Below are 19873 nucleotides of genomic sequence, written 5' to 3'. Positions count from 1 at the left end.
CAATACTAGATTGATTGATTTTTATTTAAACTTGTACTTAATATTTTATATATAATCTTTCCAATCTCTGTAATCTGAATTTCCAATTTTTCATCAAAAGGATAAGTTTTAGAATGTTTACACAGATATAGCCAATATTTGGTTTCTTCCAGTTCTTTAGCTGCAATTTTAATTTTATTTACAAAATCATTCTTACTGTGAGGATTTTGTGCTTCAAAAGCATTTGCCCCTATACTTGTTCCAGAACGTAATAGTTGTTTTGCTATAACAAATTTTCTTTTTTCTTCTAACAATTCACAAAATTCAATTATATCTAAAGAAAATTGAACAGTTTTCTCAATTAATGGATTATTCTCGAAATTTATCATTTGTGTTAGGAATTAATTTTATTTCATTATTGATACATTGTTATAATGGTATATTGTTACATTGAGCTTACAGCTCAGTTACTTTTTTTCCGATTTTATATACTGTGCCTACAAATTTTGCAATCAGGTCATTGTTCTGATTGGTGATTTTAATGTCATAAACAGCAGTTTTTCTGGTATCATTCACCAAAATGCTTTCTGCTCTGAAAACATCACCTTCCTTTCCTGCTTTGGTAAAATTGATGATACAGTTTAAAGCTACAGCCGCATCGCCTGTATTGTTGGATGAAAATGCCAGTGCAGAATCTGCAAAAGCGAACGTTACTCCTCCGTGAACTGTTTTAAGCCCATTAATCATATCCTTTTTGATAGGCATTTCTATCAGGCAATAGTTTTCTTTTACTTCAATCATTTTAATATTCATCCATTGGGAAAAATAATCCTGATCGAACATATAATCTGCAACTTGTCTTGGATTCATTTCTATATGTTTATTATTTCTTCATATAATTCATCGGATAATCTATCATAAACACTCATGGTTTTACCGAGAATTACCTGTTCATATGTAAGATGAGTATCGGAATTGGCTGAACTGTTTTCTTCTTCATACAATGCATTTAAATCAATCCCACTTTCATTGGCTAATCTATTGATCAGTGTTTTGTATTTTTCATTAAACTCTCCCAGTAATTCTAGCCTGTCCTCACTCTCCATGGAAGAAGTTCGCTGAGTTAAATACTGTTTTTCAATGACAAGCCTTGTTTCTAGCTCAGCTCTGAATTCTTCTATATTCATTTTTTAATGTAACAATATAACAATCTAGCAGTCTACCCATAAAATACGTTGATAAGTTCAGCATTGTTATATTGATAAACTGATACATTGTTACATTTTATTATAGTTTACGAAGCAGAGGACTTTGTCTATACCTTTCTTCCTGATATTCATTGTAAAGGTTCTGTAGGGTTTCTGAGATTTTTGAATACCCGATTTCCTGCCCCCAGCCTAATAATCCTTTGGGATAATTTACTCCTTTCTGCATAGCCAGTTCAATGTCTTCATCATTCGCAACACCTAATCTTTTAGCTTCCACAGCTTCATTAATTAACATTGAAATGATTCTTAGAAAAACCTGTTGATAAAGAGCATCGTCTTTCTGCGCTTCCGGTTTTACAGCTCCCTCGCTGTAATCATAGAACCCTTTTCCTGTTTTTCTGCCGTGAAGTTTAGCTTCAGACATTCTCTGTTGCAGTAAAGAAGGCTTGTATTTAGGATCATAGAAATAATCTTTGTAAACCGTTGTGGTTACAGCAAAGTTCACATCTACTCCAATAAGATCCATTAATTCAAAAGGTCCCATTTTGAAGTTTCCTAAAGTTTTCATCGCCTCATCTATCTGCTCAGGTGTTGCAATATTTTCTTCAACAATTCTTAAGGCTTCACCATAATATGGGCGGGCAATTCTGTTGACAATGAACCCAGGGATATCTTTAGCAATAACAGGTATTTTCCCCCATTCTTTCATGAGGTTGTATATTTTTTCTGTTAAAGTTTTTTCTGTTAATAAAGAGGGAATTACTTCCACTAAAGGCATCAATGGAGCCGGATTGAAAAAGTGAATTCCGATGAAACGCTCCGGTTTCTTTAATTCTGCACCCAGAGAGGTGATAGAGATGGATGATGTATTGGAACCGATGATACAGTCTTCAGAAACATACGTTTCAAGTTCTGTAAAAACTTTGGTTTTAATGTCTTTGTTTTCAATAATCGCTTCAATGACTAAATGAGAATCTTTTAAATCCTGCAATACTTCACCTTTTACAATATTGTTTCTGATCTCTGCAGCTTTTTCCTGAGAAATTTTTCCTTTTTCAGTTAATTTCTGAAGGGTTTTCTCTAAACCTGTAAGAGCTTTATCTATTTGTGGAGCATTAGCATCGAATAAAACGACCTTGCATCCTGCTGTTGCAGCCACCTGAGCAATTCCTACGCCCATGGTTCCTGCCCCAATAATTCCAATATTCATAGTTTTAATTTGAAAATTTGAGAGTGAGTTAATTTGAAAATTATTTAATTTTTGACGTTGAAATAATTTTAGAAAGAATTAATATTATTTCTTTTAAATCTAAAAGCAGTTTTTCTTCGGGTGAATTCAAATGTGGCGACTTTAAACATAGTAAAAGCCAATATTCAGTTTCATCTGCTTCTTTAGCCGCAATTTTTATTTTATGAATAAAGTCTGCTTTGCTTTCAGCATTTTGAGCGTCTCTTACATTCGCTCCAATTGATGTTCCTGATTTAAAAATCTGATTCGCTAGTGAAAACTTATTAATCTTATATAGTCCTTCTGAAAATTCTATACTATTTAATGCAAAATCAAATGTCTTATTGACAATAATATTTTCTTTGTCATTTCTCATTTTCAAATTCTCAAATTAACTCATCTTCAAATTGATTTATTTTCCTTTATAATTAGGTTTTCTTTTCTGTAAAAAGGCATTTACACCTTCTATGAAGTCTTCTGTTTCTGCTGCCTCCTGCTGTAGGTCTCCTTCAAGTTCTAATTGCTCTTTTAAGGTATTGGTATAAGAATTAGCAAAAGCTTTTTTCGTTAATTTAAGGGCTGCTGTTGGCATATTAGCCATTCTTTCAAGAATTTCCATTGATTTTGGTCCGAATTCTTCTTCCGTGAAGACCTCCGCCACAAGACCATGACTTTTAGATTCTTCGGCAGATAATTTTTTACCTGTAAAAGCTAAATAATTGGCCAACTGTCTACCTAAAAGCTTCGGTAAGAAATAAGTTCCTCCTGTATCCGGAATCAATCCGATATTTGAAAATGCCTGAGCAAAATAAGCCTTGTTGTTAGCCAACACGAAATCACAGATTAATGCCAACATAGCTCCGGCTCCTACTGCAGGACCATTTACCAAAGCAATAACCGGTTTTTTGCAACGGGTAACTTCCATTACCAATGGGTTATAGTAGTCTACCACAATTTTTCTGATAATGTCCTGATCGTGGTGCTCTTTGCCTACTGCAAAAGCTTCTTCAAGGTTCTGACCGGAACAAAAAGCTCTTCCTCTTCCGGAAATAGCAACGCATCGTACGGTTTCATCTTCACTGCATTCTTTAACAAAATCTCTTAAATCTGCTAAAGCTGGCTTTGTAAGCGCATTCATCGTTTCCGGTTGATTAAGGTATGCGATTTTAAGTTTTCCTTCAAAATGCGATTCAATATCGAGTTGTGTATACATAGTATTGTATTTTATATTTAACAATGCACTAATTTAACAATATAAATTAATGTAACCGTCTAAGAATTTAACAATCTAGTCCTATCATCGTTATGTTTTGCATAGTCCGTAAACTTTATGGCTAAATTGATTCTTCGACTTACTGTTATCTTCCAATTAATGACATTTAAAATAATCAAAAGGTTCTAAACAGTCTAAGCATTGATAAGAAGCCTTACACAAGGTAGACCCAAATCTACTGATCTGTTTAGTATGCTCAGAGCCACAACGTGGACATTTTTTCGGTTTCCCGATGTGATGTTCATCTGCTCCCTTTTCAGGGGGCGTGATCCCGTAAACACGAAGTTTTTCTCTCGCTTCATCTGTTATCCAATCTGTAGTCCATATCGGAAACATTTTGGTCACGACTTTGGCTTCCCATCCGTTTTCCTTCATCATTTTGATAATATCCTCTTCAATGGTGAACATTGCAGGACATGCAGAATAGGTTGGTGTAATTGTCACTTCACAAGAGTTTTCACCCGTGATATGTGCACCTCTTACAATTCCCAGCTCCACAATGTTAATCACCGGAATTTCCGGATCGGGAACTAATTCTAATATTTCTAAAGGGCTTCTCATTTATTAATTTGAAAATTAAAAAAAATTGAAAATTTGAAAATGAAAATATTGTAGGTCATTTTCAAATTAACTCATTTTCAAATTGTCTCATTATTTTCTACCAAGTACACCCCGGATACGCTCTCTGCATATACTGAAGCTCACAAAGAATAAATCCGAAGTATTCCGTATGATATCCTGTTCTTGATTTTGGCTGCATAAACGGATTGGTTGGATATTCTAATCCGAAACTTTGAAAATCTTTCTCTGTTGTGGCAACGAATTCTTTATACAATTCATCAACATTCGGAACGATATTTAAAACAACAAGATCATCCTCACCTTCTGATTTAGCAAATAATCCTTTTGTATATTCCCAGATATTTTCAATAGCATTTTCTAAACGGGTACGGCTCTCTTCTGTTCCCTGGGCGAAAATCTTCATCCATGATGCAGCGTGAGTATAGTGATATCTTACTTCTTTTAATGATTTTTGAGCAATAGCTGATAATTCTTCATTAGCCAAATTTGATAATGCTTCGTACATCAGTTTCTGATACACTGAAAAAACATACACTTTTAGAATCGTCTGAGCATAATCTTCATTGGGAAGTTCTGTCCAGTGTGCATTTAGATATTCATGTTCGTATCTTAAGAAAGCAATATCATCTTCGCTTTTACCATTGTCAATAACTCTTGAAGCATACACATAAAAGTTATTAGCCTGGCCAAGTTCATCCAACGCAATATTCGTTAATGCAATATCTTCCTCTAAATAAGGACCTTCACCGCACCATGCAGACAAACGCTGTCCCATAATGAAACTGTCATCTGCTAGTTTTAATAAATAATTATATAATGGGTTCATTGTTTAGTAGATTTCAGATTTCAGACACTAGATTTCAGACTGACCAAAAAGTCTAGTATCTGAGATCTCATATCTTGAAGTCTTTATTAATTACATATTTTTTACATCGTTTGGAATATCGTAGAACGTTGGGTGGCGGTATAGCTTGTCATCAGCCGGATCAAAGAATGCTTCTTTATCCACTCCTTCCGAAGTTACAATATATTTACTAGGAACTACCCAAACAGAAGTTCCTTCTTTTCTTCTTGTATAAACGTCTCTTGCATTCTGTAAAGCCATTTCTGCTGTTGGCGCCTGTACTATTCCAACGTGTTTGTGAGATAATCCCGGTTTAGTCTGAATAAACACTTCCCACATATCTAAATTTGCCATAATTAATTTGAAAATTTGAAAATTGGTTAATTTGAAAATTGATTGATCGTCTTAATTGAAAATTTGAGAATTATTTAACATTGTTAATTTCATTTCAAATTTTCAAATTGGCACATTTTCAAATTATATAACTTCTTTTTGTTGTTTCTCTGCAAAAGCAATCGCTGCTTCTTTTACCCAAGAATTTTCTCTTTGAGCTTTTCTCTTGGTTTCGATACGCTTTTTATTGCAAGGTCCGTTTCCTTTTAAGATTTCCATGAATTCCCCCCAAGGAAGTTCTCCGAAATCGTAATGCTGTCTTTCCTCATTCCATTTCAGATCTTTATCCGGAATGGTTAATCCTAAAAATTCAGCCTGAGAAACGGTAACATCAATAAATCTCTGACGAAGACTATCGTTACTTTCTCTTTTTACTCTGTAATTCATAGAGATTTTAGAGTTTGGCGAGCTGTCATCATTCGGTCCAAACATCATTAAAGCTGGCCACCAGAAACGGTTTAACGATGCCTGAGCCATTTCTTTCTGTTGTTTTGTACCACGGCAAAGTGCCATTAAAATTTCATAGCCTTGTCTTTGGTGGAAAGATTCTTCTTTACAGATCTTCACCATCGCTCTTGAATAAGGACCATAGGAGTTCCCCATCAGCATTACCTGATTCATAATAGCTGCTCCATCTACCAACCAGCCGATAGCCCCAATATCAGCCCAGCTTAGCGTTGGATAATTGAAGATACTTGAGTATTTTGCTTTTCCTTCCAACATGTCATCATAAGTAGCATCTCTGTCTGCTCTGATGCTTCCGTCTCCTAAAGTTTCAGTAGCAGAATATAGGTATAAACCATGTCCTGCCTCATCCTGAACTTTAGCCAGAAGAGCCATTTTTCTTCTCAATGAAGGAGCTCTGGAAATCCAGTTAGCTTCCGGTAACATTCCTACAATTTCAGAATGGGCGTGCTGTGAAATCTGGCGGACCAATAGTTTCCTGTAATCATCAGGCATTACATCTTTTGGTTCTACTTTATTTTCTTCGTGAACGTATTGAACAAATTTTTCTAAGTCCATAATCTTTGAATTTGAAAATTTGAAAATTTGAGAATGCATCAATTAATTTTCAAATTAACACATTAGCACATTTTCAAATTCTATTAAACATCATAATTAAGCATCACCACATTCGTTGTCGGGTGACATTGACAGGTAAGAACGTAACCTCGGGCTACTTCGTCTTCGGTAAGTGCATAGTTTTTCTCCATGAAAACTTCTCCTTCTAAAACTTCCGCTTTACACGTACAACAAACTCCTCCTTTACATGCAAAAGGCACAGGAAGATTGTCTTTCAATGCTTTATCTAAGATACTCTCTTTTTTGGAATTAAGATGAAATGAATATTCATCATCATCTATAATTACCGTTACCATACTTTCGATATTGGCAATCGCTTTGAATTCATCACTCATTTCCTCCGTATTTTCTTCATCAGGAGCGGTGAAATATTCGAATAAAACCTGAATAGCAGGTACTTTTTTATCTTTTTTCAGATAATCTGCAATTCCTTTAATCATTTCTGAAGGACCACAGATAAAATAAGTAGATTCTTTTACATCTATATCTGTATATCTTTCAAACAACTGATCTAACTTTTCAGGAGAAATTCTTCCTTCAAAAACTGGATCTTCGTGTCTTTCACGACTTACCAAATACACTACTTTAAATCTTCCGTTGAATTGTTCTACCAACTTATCAATTTCAGCTTTTCTTAAAATGTGATTCATGCTTCTGTTACTGTAAAACAGATAGGCATTACTGCTAGGTTCCTGATAAAGACTTTCTTTGATATTGGATAAAACCGGCGTGATTCCGCTTCCTGCAGCCAAACCAACATATGTTTTTACGTTAGTTGGGTGATAAGAAGTGTTGAAACCTCCCATTGGAGGCATTACTTCCAGCATTTCATCCATGTGAAGATGCTCATTGAAATATCCTGATACTTTTCCGTTTTCAAGCAATTTCACCAGAACTTCCAGGGTGTTGCTTTTTTCACTTGGAGCATTGCAGATAGAGTAAGAACGTCTTTCTTCATTTCCATTAATCATCATTCGGAAATTAAGATATTGTCCTTGTTTGAACCTGAACTTGTCTTTCAGCTCTTCAGGAATTTCCACCGCTACATTTACAGCGTCTGAAGTATCCTTCTGAACCTTTACAGTTTTAAGTTTATAAAATGAATTCATTATTTTTTTAGTATTCTATTTTTTTCAACATTGAACAATCTTTATTTCTCATAAACAGATAGAAACATATTCTGTTCAACAATTATTTTTATATATCTTTTCTCTTTAGCTCTTCCACTACATTTTCTCCTACCTGCATTACTGATTTCATACTATTCTCGATCCTATTAATAATAGGTTCCCGAGGACCATTCTTCCATTCCTCACTGGAATAAAAAGCCTCTAAATCATCATACATCTTTTTCTCATTCTCAAAAGAACGGATCAAATAATAACAATCTGAATCATGAAGCGAATTTCCATATGAAACGACATCAATTCCATTATTAACATGCAAGGGGACACTTATATTCTTCATAATATGATGGAACTCCTCTCCAGTACCTTTTTTTAAAGTATACTGTAAAATTTCTATGATCTTATTTTTCATCATTTTTATGAATTACAATATAATATCCTTATTTGTTTTCAGTATCCTATTAATTTTTCCACCTTCGCACTTCGGCAGACTATCCTGAGCATGCACTTTCACTTTTGTAGTGATCCCTACTCTCTTTTTTATTTCGTTTTCAATATTTTTTCCGAAGCTTCCGACAAAATTAAAATAATCATCGGTATTTGCTTCTATTTTTTGTGCATTGACCAGCTCATCATCAATTTCAACATCAATAGCTAAGGCTACACACATCTGTTCCTTTTCGACAGGGGTCAGATAATAATTAGGAACTACTCCTTTTACATGAGAAAATGCATCTTCAATCTGGCTTGGATATACGTTTACACCTCTTACAATCAGCATATCATCTGCTCTTCCAACGATAGGTTTCATTTTCACCATCGTTCTTTTGGCATTTTCATCGTAATAAAGACTTGTAATATCATTCGTCCAATAACGCAAAAGCGGCATTGCCTTTTTCGTTAAAGTGGTAATCACCAATACACCTTCTTCTCCGAAAGGAACCGGCTGTTTTGTAATCGGGTCCAAAATTTCAGGATAAAAATGATCTTCCCAAATGTAGGAACCTCCTTTTTCTTCAAAATCTTCCATGGAAACTCCCGGCCCGATGATTTCACTTAACCCATAAATATTGGTAGCATGAACGCCTAATTTTTCTTCAATATGGCCTCTGATAATTTCTGTCCAGGGTTCAGATCCTAGCACTGCATATTTAAGACTGATTTCTTCTGCCGAGATTCCTCTTTTAGCAAATTCATCAGCAATGGTTAAAGCATAAGACGGCGAGCAACAAATCACTTCAGGTTTAAAATCTACAATAAGGTCTACCTGTCTGGCTGTCATTCCTCCTGAGATGGGAAGTACACTCATCCCAAGCATTTCCGCTCCATAGTGAAGCCCCAATCCACCGGTAAAAATCCCATAACCATAGGCATTATGTAATTGCATTCCCGGTTTAGCTCCGGCAGCATTCAATGATCTAGCTACAACTTCACTGAAAAGATCCACATCTTCTTTAGTATATCCCACCACCGTTGGTTTTCCTGTAGTTCCGCTTGAACAGTGAATTCTCTGAAGGTCCGCTTTAGGAACTGCAAATAAGCCAAATGGATAATGGTCTCTTAAATCCTGTTTGTAAGTAATTGGAAGTTTCGTGATATCTGCAATGGTCCTTATATCCTGCGGAGATATCTGCAATTCATCAAACTTTCTTTTATAAAATTCCGATTTCTCGTTCAGATAACCCATGAGATTTACTAACCGGTCGGATTGAAGCTGTCTCAACTGACCCAGCTTCAGATATTCAACTGAAAAATCCATAAAACTAACTAACATTTGTTAGGTGTAAATTTAAAAAGATTTTGGTATATGACAAAATTTTTATGACTTTCGTCATATTTTAAATGATTCTAAATAATAAATCCTGGACTATTAGGAGCTAGCCACAAAGTTGTAAAAATTTTAAGTACGCAATTAATGATAAAATTCAACTGAAAAGCACATACAAATGAATACAAAGTCACCGATTTATATTTTAACTGATATCATTCGGAGCAGAGCGAAGTGAAGCATGAAACCTATATAAAATATCAAAGTTGTTATAGGGTAACAGACCAATAGCCTACAGTTTCTATGGATTATTTATAGAGATTCTTCCTTCGTCAGAAATCGAAGATTCAACGTAATCAATGACAGAAAACATATTAACTACTTTTGATTTCCTAAAAGCCCATAAAGGATCTTTTCCCTTATCTCATCAGTAATTTCATCGGTAGAATCGCTACTTCTTTTGAACCAGAAATAGGAATTATTTAGGGTATGAAGAATGAATCTTGTAGTAAATGATGGCGATTTCAGTTCCCAGTTTTCTGCTTGATAAATTTCAGAAATTAACTTTTCCACTTCCTGTTGGTAACTTTTTCTCAGTTCTACAAACTCAGAAAGCCTTTCTTCCAGATGTCTCCATTCTATAGAATAAATGTGGGTAACATCACGGTTTTTAAGAACAACTGATAAGTGTTTGTCTAGAAATAAATTCAGTTTTTCCCTTGGAGCAATATCTGTGTTTTTTACTTCCTGAAGCTCATCGAAAAACTCCTGTGCAATACCGAAACAAACCCATTCCAGAATTTCTTCTTTCGAACGGATATGTGCATACAGTGATGCTGCCTTGATATTAAGCTTCGTAGCTAGATCTCTTACCGAGCTCCCCATATACCCTTTCTCTTTGAAAAGTTCTACGGCTACGTCTAATATTTTCCTTTGTTTTTCTTTAAGTTCCATCTGTAAAAATGCAAAAGTAGTTATTCTGAAATAAATTAAGCATTAGAAAAAGGCAAATTCGTTCATTTTCAAATCTGTTTTCCTGGTTCCGAAGATCTGAACTGACGGAATGTTCATCAATTTCAAAGAAGATTTTGAAGAATCGGAAATTTTGTCAAGTTAAATTATCGTTAAAAATACATAATCCGGAAATTTTGTCTATATTTTTTGTAAATTTAATAATTGAACAGTTTTTGCGATACAGTCATCGATTACATGATTAAATAATTGATAGGCATTAAGAAACTAAGCCTGAAAATTTAGTTTCTTGATGTTTTTTAAAACTAAACTTTGAACGAATCATTAACAAAAATATAGAAAATATGAACTTAAACCAATATACTGTAAAATCACAAGAAGCCATCCAGGCAGCACAACAGGTAGCGATGGAATTTGGCAACCAAAGTATTGAACCTCAACATCTCCTTGAAGGAATCTTTCAGGTGGATGAAAATATATCGCCTTTCCTATTAAAAAAATCTGAAGCAGATGCTAATTTAGTAAGAGAGCGAAACCGTGAAAATTTAGAAAAACTTCCTAAAGTACAGGGAGGAAATATCTATCTATCACAATCAGCAAACAAAGTATTACTGGACGCACCCAACATCGCTAAAAAAATGGGTGATGAATATGTAACGATTGAACACCTATGGTTATCCCTTATTGAAACCAGCTCTGAAGTTTCTCAAATGCTGAAAGACATGGGGGTAACTAAAAAATTACTGGAAGGAGCCATTAAAGAATTAAGAAAAGGAAGCAAGGCTACTTCTGCAAGTTCAGAAGAAACTTATCAATCCTTAAATAAATATGCAAAAAACTTCAACGAGTTAGCAGCTGAAGGAAAACTGGACCCGGTAATCGGACGCGATGAAGAGATCAGAAGAGTATTACAGATCCTTTCCAGAAGAACTAAAAACAACCCTATCCTTATTGGGGAGCCAGGGGTAGGTAAAACGGCTATCGCTGAAGGAATTGCACACAGAATCATCAGTGGTGACATTCCTGAAAACCTGATGGATAAAACATTATATTCATTGGATATGGGAGCTTTAATCGCCGGAGCCAAATACAAAGGTGAGTTTGAAGAACGTCTGAAATCCGTAGTGAATGAAGTCATCAAATCTGACGGACAGATCATTCTTTTCATTGATGAGATCCACACTTTAGTAGGTGCAGGAGGTGGTGAAGGAGCGATGGACGCTGCCAACATTTTGAAACCTGCCCTTGCAAGAGGAGAATTAAGAGCTATCGGAGCTACCACTTTAAATGAATACCAAAAGTATTTTGAAAAGGATAAAGCGTTGGAAAGACGTTTCCAGAAAGTAATGGTAGAAGAACCCGATACCGAGTCTGCAATCTCCATCCTTCGTGGAATTAAAGATAAATATGAGGCTCACCATAAAGTAAGAATTAAAGACGAAGCGATTATTGCTGCCGTAGAAATGTCCCAAAGATATATTTCAGACCGATTTTTACCGGATAAAGCAATTGACCTTATCGACGAGGCTTCTGCTAAGCTGAGAATGGAAATCAATTCCAAGCCAGAAGAACTGGATGTTTTAGACAGAAAATTAATGCAGCTAGAAATTGAGTTGGCCGCCATTTCAAGAGAAGGCAACCAAACTAAAATAGACCATTTAAAAGAAGACATCTCGAAGATTTCTGAACAGAGAAATGAGATTAATGCCAAATGGCTGAAAGAAAAACAGAAAAGTGAAGATCTTACTCAGATCAAAAAAGATATTGAATCTCTGAAGTTAGAAGCAGAAAGAGCTTCCAGAACCGGAGACTATGCCAAAGTAGCGGAAATCCAATATGGAAAACTTCGTGAAAAAGAAGATGAGCTTGCTAAAGTTGAATTGGAAATGCAAAACCACCAAAATGAGCTTATCAAAGAGGAAGTAACTTCTGAAAATATCTCTGAAGTCATTGCAAAATGGACAGGTATTCCTGTAACCAAGTTATTACAATCTGAAAGAGATAAGCTATTGAATCTGGAATCTGAACTTCACCACAGAGTGGTAGGACAGGATGAAGCGATCCAGGCTGTAGCTGATGCTATCAGAAGAAACAGAGCAGGATTGAGTGATGATAAAAAGCCAATCGGATCATTCCTATTCCTGGGAACAACTGGTGTTGGTAAAACTGAGCTTGCAAAAGCACTGGCCGAATTCTTATTTGATGATGAAAACAATATGACCAGAATTGATATGAGTGAATATCAGGAACGTCATAGTGTTTCCAGATTGGTAGGTGCGCCTCCGGGATATGTTGGATATGATGAAGGCGGACAATTAACTGAAGCAGTAAGAAGAAGACCTTATTCCGTGGTTCTTTTGGATGAGATTGAAAAAGCCCACCCGGATGTTTTCAACACTCTGCTACAGGTTTTAGATGATGGTCGTTTAACAGATAACAAAGGCCGTGTAGTGAATTTCAAAAATTCTATCATCATTATGACTTCGAATTTAGGTTCACACCTGATTCAGGAAAATTTTGAGAATCTAACTGAGGAAAACCAGGATGAAATTGTGGATAAAACCAAAGATGAAGTTTTTGATTTATTGAAACAAACATTACGTCCGGAATTCCTAAACAGAATTGATGAGATTGTACTCTTCCAACCTTTGAGAAAGAAAGAGATTGGAAAAATTGTTCAGTATCAGTTGAGAGGATTTAATGAGATGTTGGCAAAACGTAACATCATCATGACATTCACTCAGGATGCAGTAGATTATTTGATGGAAAAAGGATATGATCCAGCATTTGGAGCAAGACCTCTAAAAAGAGTAATCCAACAGGAAGTATTAAATAAACTGTCTAAAGAAATCCTTGCAGGAAATGTACATGACGGTGACAGAATTACACTGGATTATTTTGTAGAAACAGGATTGGTATTCAGGCCTACTGAACAATAAAAGAATAAAGTAGTTTTTTTTCATATACATTAATTTTTGTAAATGAGTGCTGTAGAGAAATCTGCGGCACTTATTTTTTGTATAAAACCATTTGATCTTCCTTCAACAAATCAGTTATGAACGAATTATAATCATAGAATGAGTTATAAACAATAAATACTTTTCATAATTTATATCTTTTTAACGTGAAATATTATTAAATTTAACGTTCTAACAAATCAATAACTTAAACAAAATCAGTATGAAAAAGTTAAAAAGACAAGAATTAAAGAAAATCGAAGGCGGACTGCTTCTTCCTATTATTGAATGTGATGAAAACTGGAACTGCCCTAGCGGCCTATGCTGCACATCAGGAATGATTTGCAGAGACCCTAGAAGATACCCTTGTATTTAAAGTAAGGCGGAGAATTTCTCTCCGCTTTTTTTATGAAAATCGCTTAGTTTTACCTTTATCTTTTTTCTTTAAATACACAACCCGTAAAAACACGGTAAAAATAACAGTGTAATTCCCTATTCCCTATTCTACTTTCTACAGTATTTTTTTACGAAATTTGCAGAAATACGGATATTCCATTATAAAACTAAGGTATGAAAACAAAATCTACTAATGAACATGATCCTTCGGGATCAGGAGTAATGTCAAATGATCTGATTAAAGCTCTTATTGACAACTATCGCCAGAACCAAATGAATGCGATCAACGAAGCTATGGGTATAACAGACGCTCACTGTATCTGGTTTGATCTTCCAAAGCTGAAAAATTTCATCAATCAGATAGAACGTGAAGCCAGTAAAATAAACCCAGAATGTACTCAAGAAGATTTAGGAATCAGGTTTTATTATGCTGCCTATCCGAAAATTGAGAATTGGGATATCATGGAGAGCCACCCCGTTCCACAAGAGTATTCTGAAAGACATACTCTTGTAATGGTTCCTACTTTGAAAAAAGAGAATGAAGAAGGAGAAATTATTAATTATGATTTTCATGCTTTACAAAACTCAAACGGAAAATCATTAAGCACAGCGCTTTATGCTCGAGGAAAAAATCCACAACCCAAGGGTCTTGGAGAAAATCAGGGAACTTTATCTCCTCCTGCAAGTTCGCTGGGAATGCTTTAGTATTAATTACAAGAAACTTATTATAAACTATGACTGAATTCCAAAGGTTTTTCTCACAATTTATGTATACTGGAGAGGCTATCGCAGCTTTAGTATCCATTATTTATTTTAACCGTGAAAAAAAACTGCATTGGAAACTTTTCGCATTGTATCTTATTGCCATTTTCCTATGCGAATCTTCTGTGAAATGGTTTGAGGAGGATCTTCGTATTGATAGAATTATTTTTTACAACTACTTTGTAATGCCATTGCAGTTTATTTTCTTTTATTGGTTATACGCAATAAAGTCTCTGCAAAAGCCAAAACTATTCTATATCTTCTCTTTGTTATATTTTGCTGCGTTTATTCCACAAATGTCATTCTTCGTAGAAAGAAAAGTTGTATATGCTCCCAATTATACTTTAGGCTGTCTATTTTTGATGGTTCTTGTAGTGATGGAATATTATAAGCAGGTTAATTCAACGGAAATCCTAAAATTCAGCACCAATAGGATGTTTTATATCAACCTAGGTAATACTCTTTTTTATATAGGAACACTTCCGTTTATGACCTTCATGTCTCTTCTTTGGGAATACAGAGATATTTGGGATCTTTATTTTGCTTATTTTCAGGTTTCCGGAACAATAATGTATCTTTTATTTGCAAGTTCATTCATATGGGGAAAGCAGAATTAATAATTACGATCATCCTTTTTAATACATTCTTTGTAATGTTTGCTGTTGCTGTAGCCATCTATATCAGAAACTACAGGCAGCGAAAGAAAGAATATCTTAATGAGATAGAAATGAAAAACGAGATTCACCAAAGAGAACTTCTCTCTACCCAGTTGGAGATTCAGCAGGCCACCATGCAGCAAATTGGAAGAGAGCTGCATGACAATATCGGACAAAAGTTAACGTTGGTGAGTTTATATGTTCAGCAAATGCTTTATGAGAATAAGGTTCCGGAAGCCAATGAGAGAATTGACCAGGTTTCACAGATTATCAACCAGTCTCTGCAGGATTTGCGTAGCCTTTCAAAAACATTAACAGATGATAATATCAGTCAAAAGGAAATTGTAACGCTGATACAGGAGGAGGTTGATAATACCAATTCATTAAAAAGATGTCTTATCAGTTTTGAACATAATTTTGAACATCTGGATCTGGGTTTTGTTCATAAAAATCTATTATTGAGAATCACTCAGGAGTTTATACAAAACAGTATAAAACATTCTCATTGTAAAAATATTTTCATCAGTTTAAATACTTCCGAGAACACACTTTGGGAACTCACCATCCGTGATGACGGAATCGGATTTGATACTACCCAGACAAAATCTAACGGAATTGGTCTCACCAATATGAAAAACAGAGCTGAAATCATTGGTGCCGATTTCCTTCTTGAGAGCGAAAAAAACACAGGCACCCAACTCAATATTATCTTAAAAAAACAGCTATGAAAAAAACAATTGTAATTGTTGACGATCATATACTTATTGCTAAAGCCCTAGAAGGGATTATTGGTAACTTCAGTGAGTTTGAAGTGACCTACGTCTGCGAAAGCGGCAAAGATCTGATTCAAAAATTTGAAGAAGGAAATATCATTCCAGATATTATTCTTATGGATGTCAGTATGCCGATTATGGATGGTTTTGAAACGGCAGCCTGGGTCACCAAAAATCATCCGGACATCAAAGTAATGGCGCTCAGCATGCAGGGTGATGATAACAGTGTCATTAAAATGATTAAAAATGGAGCAAAAGGATATCTTTTAAAAAACACCCACCCAAAAGATCTGGAAACAGCGCTTACCAGATTAAATACAGATGGTTTCTTTTATCCTGAATGGGCCTCAAAGATTATATTCTCCAATCTCAATAAAAATGATATTGAAACTACTGTAAAAATCTCTGAACGGGAAAAAGAATTTCTCAAATACACCGTAACTGAACTGAGTTATAAAGAAATTGCAGACAGAATGTGCTGCAGCCCCAGAACAGTGGAGAGCTACCGTGACCAGTTATGTGAAAAACTGGATTTAAAAACCCGTGTAGGCCTGGCTGTTTTCGCAATTAAAAATGGTTTTGCAAATTAATTCAGAGTAATTTTTTTTCTTTAAAACAATTTAATATATTAATTATTTACATTAAAAAACATAAAAACAAATAAAATCTAACAGTCATTTGTTAAATTACTAAAAACACAAAATCTTATTAAAATACATGTTATATAATTAAATAAATACACTAATAAATATCAATTTAACAAATAAATTAAATAATAATTTGCATATTAATTCCAAATAATATAATTTCATATCCTCAATTTTAAAAACATTGACATGAAAAAACTACTTTTTGGAGCTCTTATGCTCAGCCTAATGACTGCATGTAACAATGATAATGTTACCAACCAAAATGAAACTCCAGCTGAAGATCCAACACTGACTTCCGGATTAGTACAAAGAGGATGTGCTTCTGAAGAAATAAGACAGGAGGCCTTGAAAAACAATCCTGAACTCAAACAAAGATTTGCTGATTTGGAAATCAACACAGAAAACTTTGCTAAGAATATTAAATTTGGAAAAGTTCTTGCTGACGGTAGCGTAGAAATCCCTGTAGTTGTAAATGTAATCTATAAAACCACTGCAGAAAACGTTTCTGATTCAAGAATAGCTGAACAAATTGCAGTATTAAATGCTGATTATTCAGGTACAAACAGTGATGCCAGTAAAATCCCTTCTGAATTCACATCGGTGAGTTCAGGTGATACAAAAGTAAAATTTAGACTGGTAAATACGGTTAGAAAATCTACTTCCAAGACAAGTTGGTCCACCAATGATGATATGAAAAAAGCGTCTAAAGGAGGTATTGACGCAACTAGCCCTACCAATTATTTAAATATCTGGGTAGTAGGAAAAATGACAAGCCAGGGTCGTACCATTCTTGGATATGCTACATTCCCAGAATCTGCAGGATTATGGAATGACGGTGTTGTCATTGGAGCGCCTTATTTTGGTAAAACAGGAGCTTCTTCACCATTCAATCTTGGAAGAACAGCAACGCACGAGGTAGGACACTACTTAAATCTAAGACATATCTGGGGAGATGCTAATTGCGGAAATGACCTTGTAAGTGACACTCCTACACAGACAACAGCCAATTATGGAAAACCTACATACCCTTTATACAATACATGTAGCGGAGTACAAAGATCTGTAATGTTCATGAACTATATGGATTATGTAGATGACGGAGCTATGTTTATGTTCTCCGCAGGACAAAAAACAAGGATTCAGTCTGTAGTTGCAGCTTCAGGTGCAAGATCAGGATTAAGAGTTTACTAATAAAATACTAGTTATTAAATATTTAAAAATCTATCTCAAATTGAGATAGATTTTTTTTTCACACCTACTCTTCTACCTTCCATAGATTTAAGGAATCAGAAATATTGTTTTATTCTGTACTTAGAATTAATAGGTAAAAAAAACACAACCCTTATATTTAAGAATAAGACGATTTCACAGCCATTAATTATAAAAAATATTCAGTCAAAAAAAACAAAACCCTTTAAATTATTTCTGTAAAAAAATGTTTAGGTAAGAAATATAAAAGCAATAATTGAAATTAATTAAAATTCAAAACAATCAATACAACTTTAATATATAACTAATAAAATAACCATTCCAATATTATTTAATTAAAATATTTGCGCATTAATTTAAAATAATATAATTTCACATCCTCAAAATAAAAAAGCGATATGAAAAAATTATTATTCGGAGCTCTTGCTCTGGGCTTACTGTCTGCCTGTAACAATGACAGCATGACCAATCAGAATGAATCAACAATGAATTCAGAAGTTTCTTCTACTGCTTTAATGGCTACAGAGAGAAATTGCCCTTCAGAAGAAATGAGAAACGAAGCTTTAAAGAATGATCCAGCCTTAAGGCAAAAGGTAGCTGATCTCGAAGCTAATGCTGAAAACTTTGCAAAAAAAGCAGCAATGGGAAAAGTTCTTGCTGATGGAACGGTTGAAATCCCAGTAATGGTAAATGTACTATACAGTACTGCTGCAGAAAATGTTTCTGATGCAAGAATTACAGAACAGATTGATGTATTAAATGCGGACTATGGCGGAACAAATACTGATGTTTCAAAAATACCTACAGAATTTCAAGGGGTAAAAGCAGGTGATGTAAAAGTAAGATTCAAATTAGTAAATACTGTCAGAAAATCTACGACCAAATCATCATGGACTAAAACAGACAGAGATAAAAATAATATGAAACTGGCATCTAAAGGAGGAATTGATGCAACTAATACTGCAAATAATTTTAATATTTGGGTGGTAGGCAGGATGCCAGATACCAGAGGAGATGTTCTTGGGTACTCTTCATGGCCTGAAGATGCAGGTACATGGAAAGATGGTGTCGTTATAGCGGCTCCGTTTTTTGGTAAAACAGGGACATCTGCTAATTTCAACTTAGGAAGAACAGCGACTCATGAAGTAGGACATTATCTAGGACTTAGACATATTTGGGGAGATACCACATGTGGAGATGATTTGATTGCAGATACTCCAACACAGACAAATGCTAACACAGGAAACCCTACTTATCCTCTTTATAATACTTGCTATGGGGTTAAAAGATCTGTAATGTTTATGAATTATATGGATTACTCTGATGATAAATCATTATATATGTTCTCAGCAGGGCAAAAAACAAAAATGCAGTCTGTAGTTTCTGCTACTGGATTAAGAGCAGGATTAAGATAAGAGTTGTTTTTTAACCCGAGTTCGGAATAAGAAATTAAAGATAATAGGCTGGAAGCTGGAAGAGTGAGTCTGGAACTTACTATCGGAGCTACAATTTCTGACGTTATCCTAAAATTTGATGAAGCTGTCTTTAAAGGAATAAACATTACAGAGTTATAAGTGTTTTTTTAACCTAAGCTCACTTCCCTCTCCCAGCTCCAGGCTTCCTTACTTACTAAAAACAGAAATGTCTTATCCCGAACTCAGGTTATTTAAAATCTATCTCAAATTGAGATAGATTTTTTTCCTCTCCCCCCCTCTTAAATTCAGAAGTAGTATTGCATTTATCGGCTCATTTTTTCAAACAAGCAATAACGGAGGCATTATATTCTCGACATATAATCATTTAGAAAGCAAAAAATCTGAAGCTATTACCATTCTTTTAATGATCATTTCGAAAACTGATTTAGTATTAAAAATATTCTACAAATAATAAAAAAACATGAAAATATTCCCATACAAAAATACACTTAAGCGTGAAATATAAAACAATTTGATAAAATTAATTAAAATTCAAAACAATAGCAATTATATTATCACATACTTAAATAAAACAACC

21 protein-coding genes are annotated in these 19873 nt (G+C 34.6%); 7 read left to right on the top strand and 14 right to left on the bottom strand.

What is annotated here, in order from left to right:
• Positions 1 to 5 precede the first annotated feature (5 nt).
• From CHSO_RS03965 to CHSO_RS03900, 14 genes are all read right to left on the bottom strand, one after another.
• A complete protein-coding gene (locus tag CHSO_RS03965; protein WP_045492537.1) occupies positions 6 to 368 on the bottom strand; it encodes a four helix bundle protein in 363 nt (120 codons plus the stop codon).
• Between the two features lie 67 nt (positions 369 to 435).
• Complete coding sequence (locus tag CHSO_RS03960) at positions 436 to 849, bottom strand: PaaI family thioesterase (protein ID WP_045492534.1); 414 nt, start codon at positions 847 to 849, stop codon at positions 436 to 438.
• A gap of 2 nt (positions 850 to 851) precedes the next feature.
• Complete coding sequence (locus tag CHSO_RS03955) at positions 852 to 1166, bottom strand: hypothetical protein (protein WP_045492531.1); 315 nt, start codon at positions 1164 to 1166, stop codon at positions 852 to 854.
• Between the two features lie 100 nt (positions 1167 to 1266).
• The gene (locus tag CHSO_RS03950; protein ID WP_045492528.1) at positions 1267 to 2397 is read right to left on the bottom strand and encodes a 3-hydroxyacyl-CoA dehydrogenase NAD-binding domain-containing protein; all 1131 of its coding nucleotides are present in this window, start codon (positions 2395 to 2397) and stop codon (positions 1267 to 1269) included.
• A gap of 40 nt (positions 2398 to 2437) precedes the next feature.
• Positions 2438 to 2791: a four helix bundle protein gene (locus CHSO_RS03945; protein ID WP_045492526.1), complete on the bottom strand. Its 354-nt coding sequence runs from the start codon at positions 2789 to 2791 to the stop codon at positions 2438 to 2440.
• A gap of 36 nt (positions 2792 to 2827) precedes the next feature.
• Entirely contained in the window at positions 2828 to 3628 is an 801-nt protein-coding gene (locus CHSO_RS03940) for an enoyl-CoA hydratase-related protein (protein ID WP_045492523.1), read from the bottom strand.
• A gap of 156 nt (positions 3629 to 3784) precedes the next feature.
• A complete protein-coding gene (gene paaD, locus CHSO_RS03935) occupies positions 3785 to 4249 on the bottom strand; it encodes a 1,2-phenylacetyl-CoA epoxidase subunit PaaD (RefSeq protein WP_045492520.1) in 465 nt (154 codons plus the stop codon).
• 97 nt (positions 4250 to 4346) lie between these two features.
• On the bottom strand, positions 4347 to 5096 hold the full coding sequence (gene paaC / locus CHSO_RS03930; protein WP_045492517.1) for a 1,2-phenylacetyl-CoA epoxidase subunit PaaC: 750 nt from the start codon (positions 5094 to 5096) through the stop codon (positions 4347 to 4349).
• A 90-nt stretch (positions 5097 to 5186) separates the two neighbouring features.
• The gene (paaB, locus tag CHSO_RS03925; protein ID WP_039364405.1) at positions 5187 to 5468 is read right to left on the bottom strand and encodes a 1,2-phenylacetyl-CoA epoxidase subunit PaaB; all 282 of its coding nucleotides are present in this window, start codon (positions 5466 to 5468) and stop codon (positions 5187 to 5189) included.
• 123 nt (positions 5469 to 5591) lie between these two features.
• The gene (paaA, locus tag CHSO_RS03920; RefSeq protein WP_045501831.1) at positions 5592 to 6530 is read right to left on the bottom strand and encodes a 1,2-phenylacetyl-CoA epoxidase subunit PaaA; all 939 of its coding nucleotides are present in this window, start codon (positions 6528 to 6530) and stop codon (positions 5592 to 5594) included.
• A gap of 83 nt (positions 6531 to 6613) precedes the next feature.
• Positions 6614 to 7699: a 2Fe-2S iron-sulfur cluster-binding protein gene (locus CHSO_RS03915; RefSeq protein WP_045492514.1), complete on the bottom strand. Its 1086-nt coding sequence runs from the start codon at positions 7697 to 7699 to the stop codon at positions 6614 to 6616.
• Between the two features lie 88 nt (positions 7700 to 7787).
• Positions 7788 to 8132, bottom strand: a complete 345-nt coding sequence (locus CHSO_RS03910; RefSeq protein ID WP_198408393.1) for a hypothetical protein — start codon at positions 8130 to 8132, stop codon at positions 7788 to 7790.
• Between the two features lie 9 nt (positions 8133 to 8141).
• On the bottom strand, positions 8142 to 9476 hold the full coding sequence (locus tag CHSO_RS03905) for a phenylacetate--CoA ligase family protein (protein ID WP_045492511.1): 1335 nt from the start codon (positions 9474 to 9476) through the stop codon (positions 8142 to 8144).
• 387 nt (positions 9477 to 9863) lie between these two features.
• The gene (locus CHSO_RS03900; RefSeq protein ID WP_045492508.1) at positions 9864 to 10439 is read right to left on the bottom strand and encodes a TetR/AcrR family transcriptional regulator; all 576 of its coding nucleotides are present in this window, start codon (positions 10437 to 10439) and stop codon (positions 9864 to 9866) included.
• A 362-nt stretch (positions 10440 to 10801) separates the two neighbouring features.
• Here CHSO_RS03900 and clpB point away from each other — a divergent pair, with 362 nt between their 5' ends.
• The 7 genes from clpB (at position 10802) to CHSO_RS03865 (ending at position 19275) form a co-directional block, all read left to right on the top strand.
• Positions 10802 to 13396 (top strand): ATP-dependent chaperone ClpB, encoded by a 2595-nt coding sequence (gene clpB / locus CHSO_RS03895; RefSeq protein ID WP_045492505.1) that lies wholly within the window; start codon positions 10802 to 10804, stop codon positions 13394 to 13396.
• A 588-nt stretch (positions 13397 to 13984) separates the two neighbouring features.
• Complete coding sequence (locus CHSO_RS03890; RefSeq protein ID WP_045492502.1) at positions 13985 to 14515, top strand: hypothetical protein; 531 nt, start codon at positions 13985 to 13987, stop codon at positions 14513 to 14515.
• A gap of 29 nt (positions 14516 to 14544) precedes the next feature.
• Complete coding sequence (locus tag CHSO_RS03885) at positions 14545 to 15189, top strand: hypothetical protein (RefSeq protein WP_045492499.1); 645 nt, start codon at positions 14545 to 14547, stop codon at positions 15187 to 15189.
• Positions 15171 to 15956: a sensor histidine kinase gene (locus tag CHSO_RS03880; RefSeq protein WP_045492496.1), complete on the top strand. Its 786-nt coding sequence runs from the start codon at positions 15171 to 15173 to the stop codon at positions 15954 to 15956. Before CHSO_RS03885 ends, CHSO_RS03880 begins: the two co-directional genes overlap by 19 nt.
• Complete coding sequence (locus tag CHSO_RS03875) at positions 15953 to 16591, top strand: response regulator transcription factor (RefSeq protein WP_045492493.1); 639 nt, start codon at positions 15953 to 15955, stop codon at positions 16589 to 16591. Before CHSO_RS03880 ends, CHSO_RS03875 begins: the two co-directional genes overlap by 4 nt.
• Positions 16592 to 16837: 246 nt before the next feature.
• Positions 16838 to 17842: a zinc metalloprotease gene (locus tag CHSO_RS03870; protein WP_045492490.1), complete on the top strand. Its 1005-nt coding sequence runs from the start codon at positions 16838 to 16840 to the stop codon at positions 17840 to 17842.
• 416 nt (positions 17843 to 18258) lie between these two features.
• Positions 18259 to 19275, top strand: a complete 1017-nt coding sequence (locus CHSO_RS03865) for a zinc metalloprotease (protein WP_045492487.1) — start codon at positions 18259 to 18261, stop codon at positions 19273 to 19275.
• The last annotated feature ends 598 nt before the right edge of the window (positions 19276 to 19873 follow it).

The organism is Chryseobacterium sp. StRB126 (assembly GCF_000829375.1).
Taxonomy (GTDB): Bacteria; Bacteroidota; Bacteroidia; order Flavobacteriales; family Weeksellaceae; genus Chryseobacterium.
Note: the sequence above shows the minus strand (reverse complement) of the source record. Positions and strands in the feature narration are given on the sequence as shown.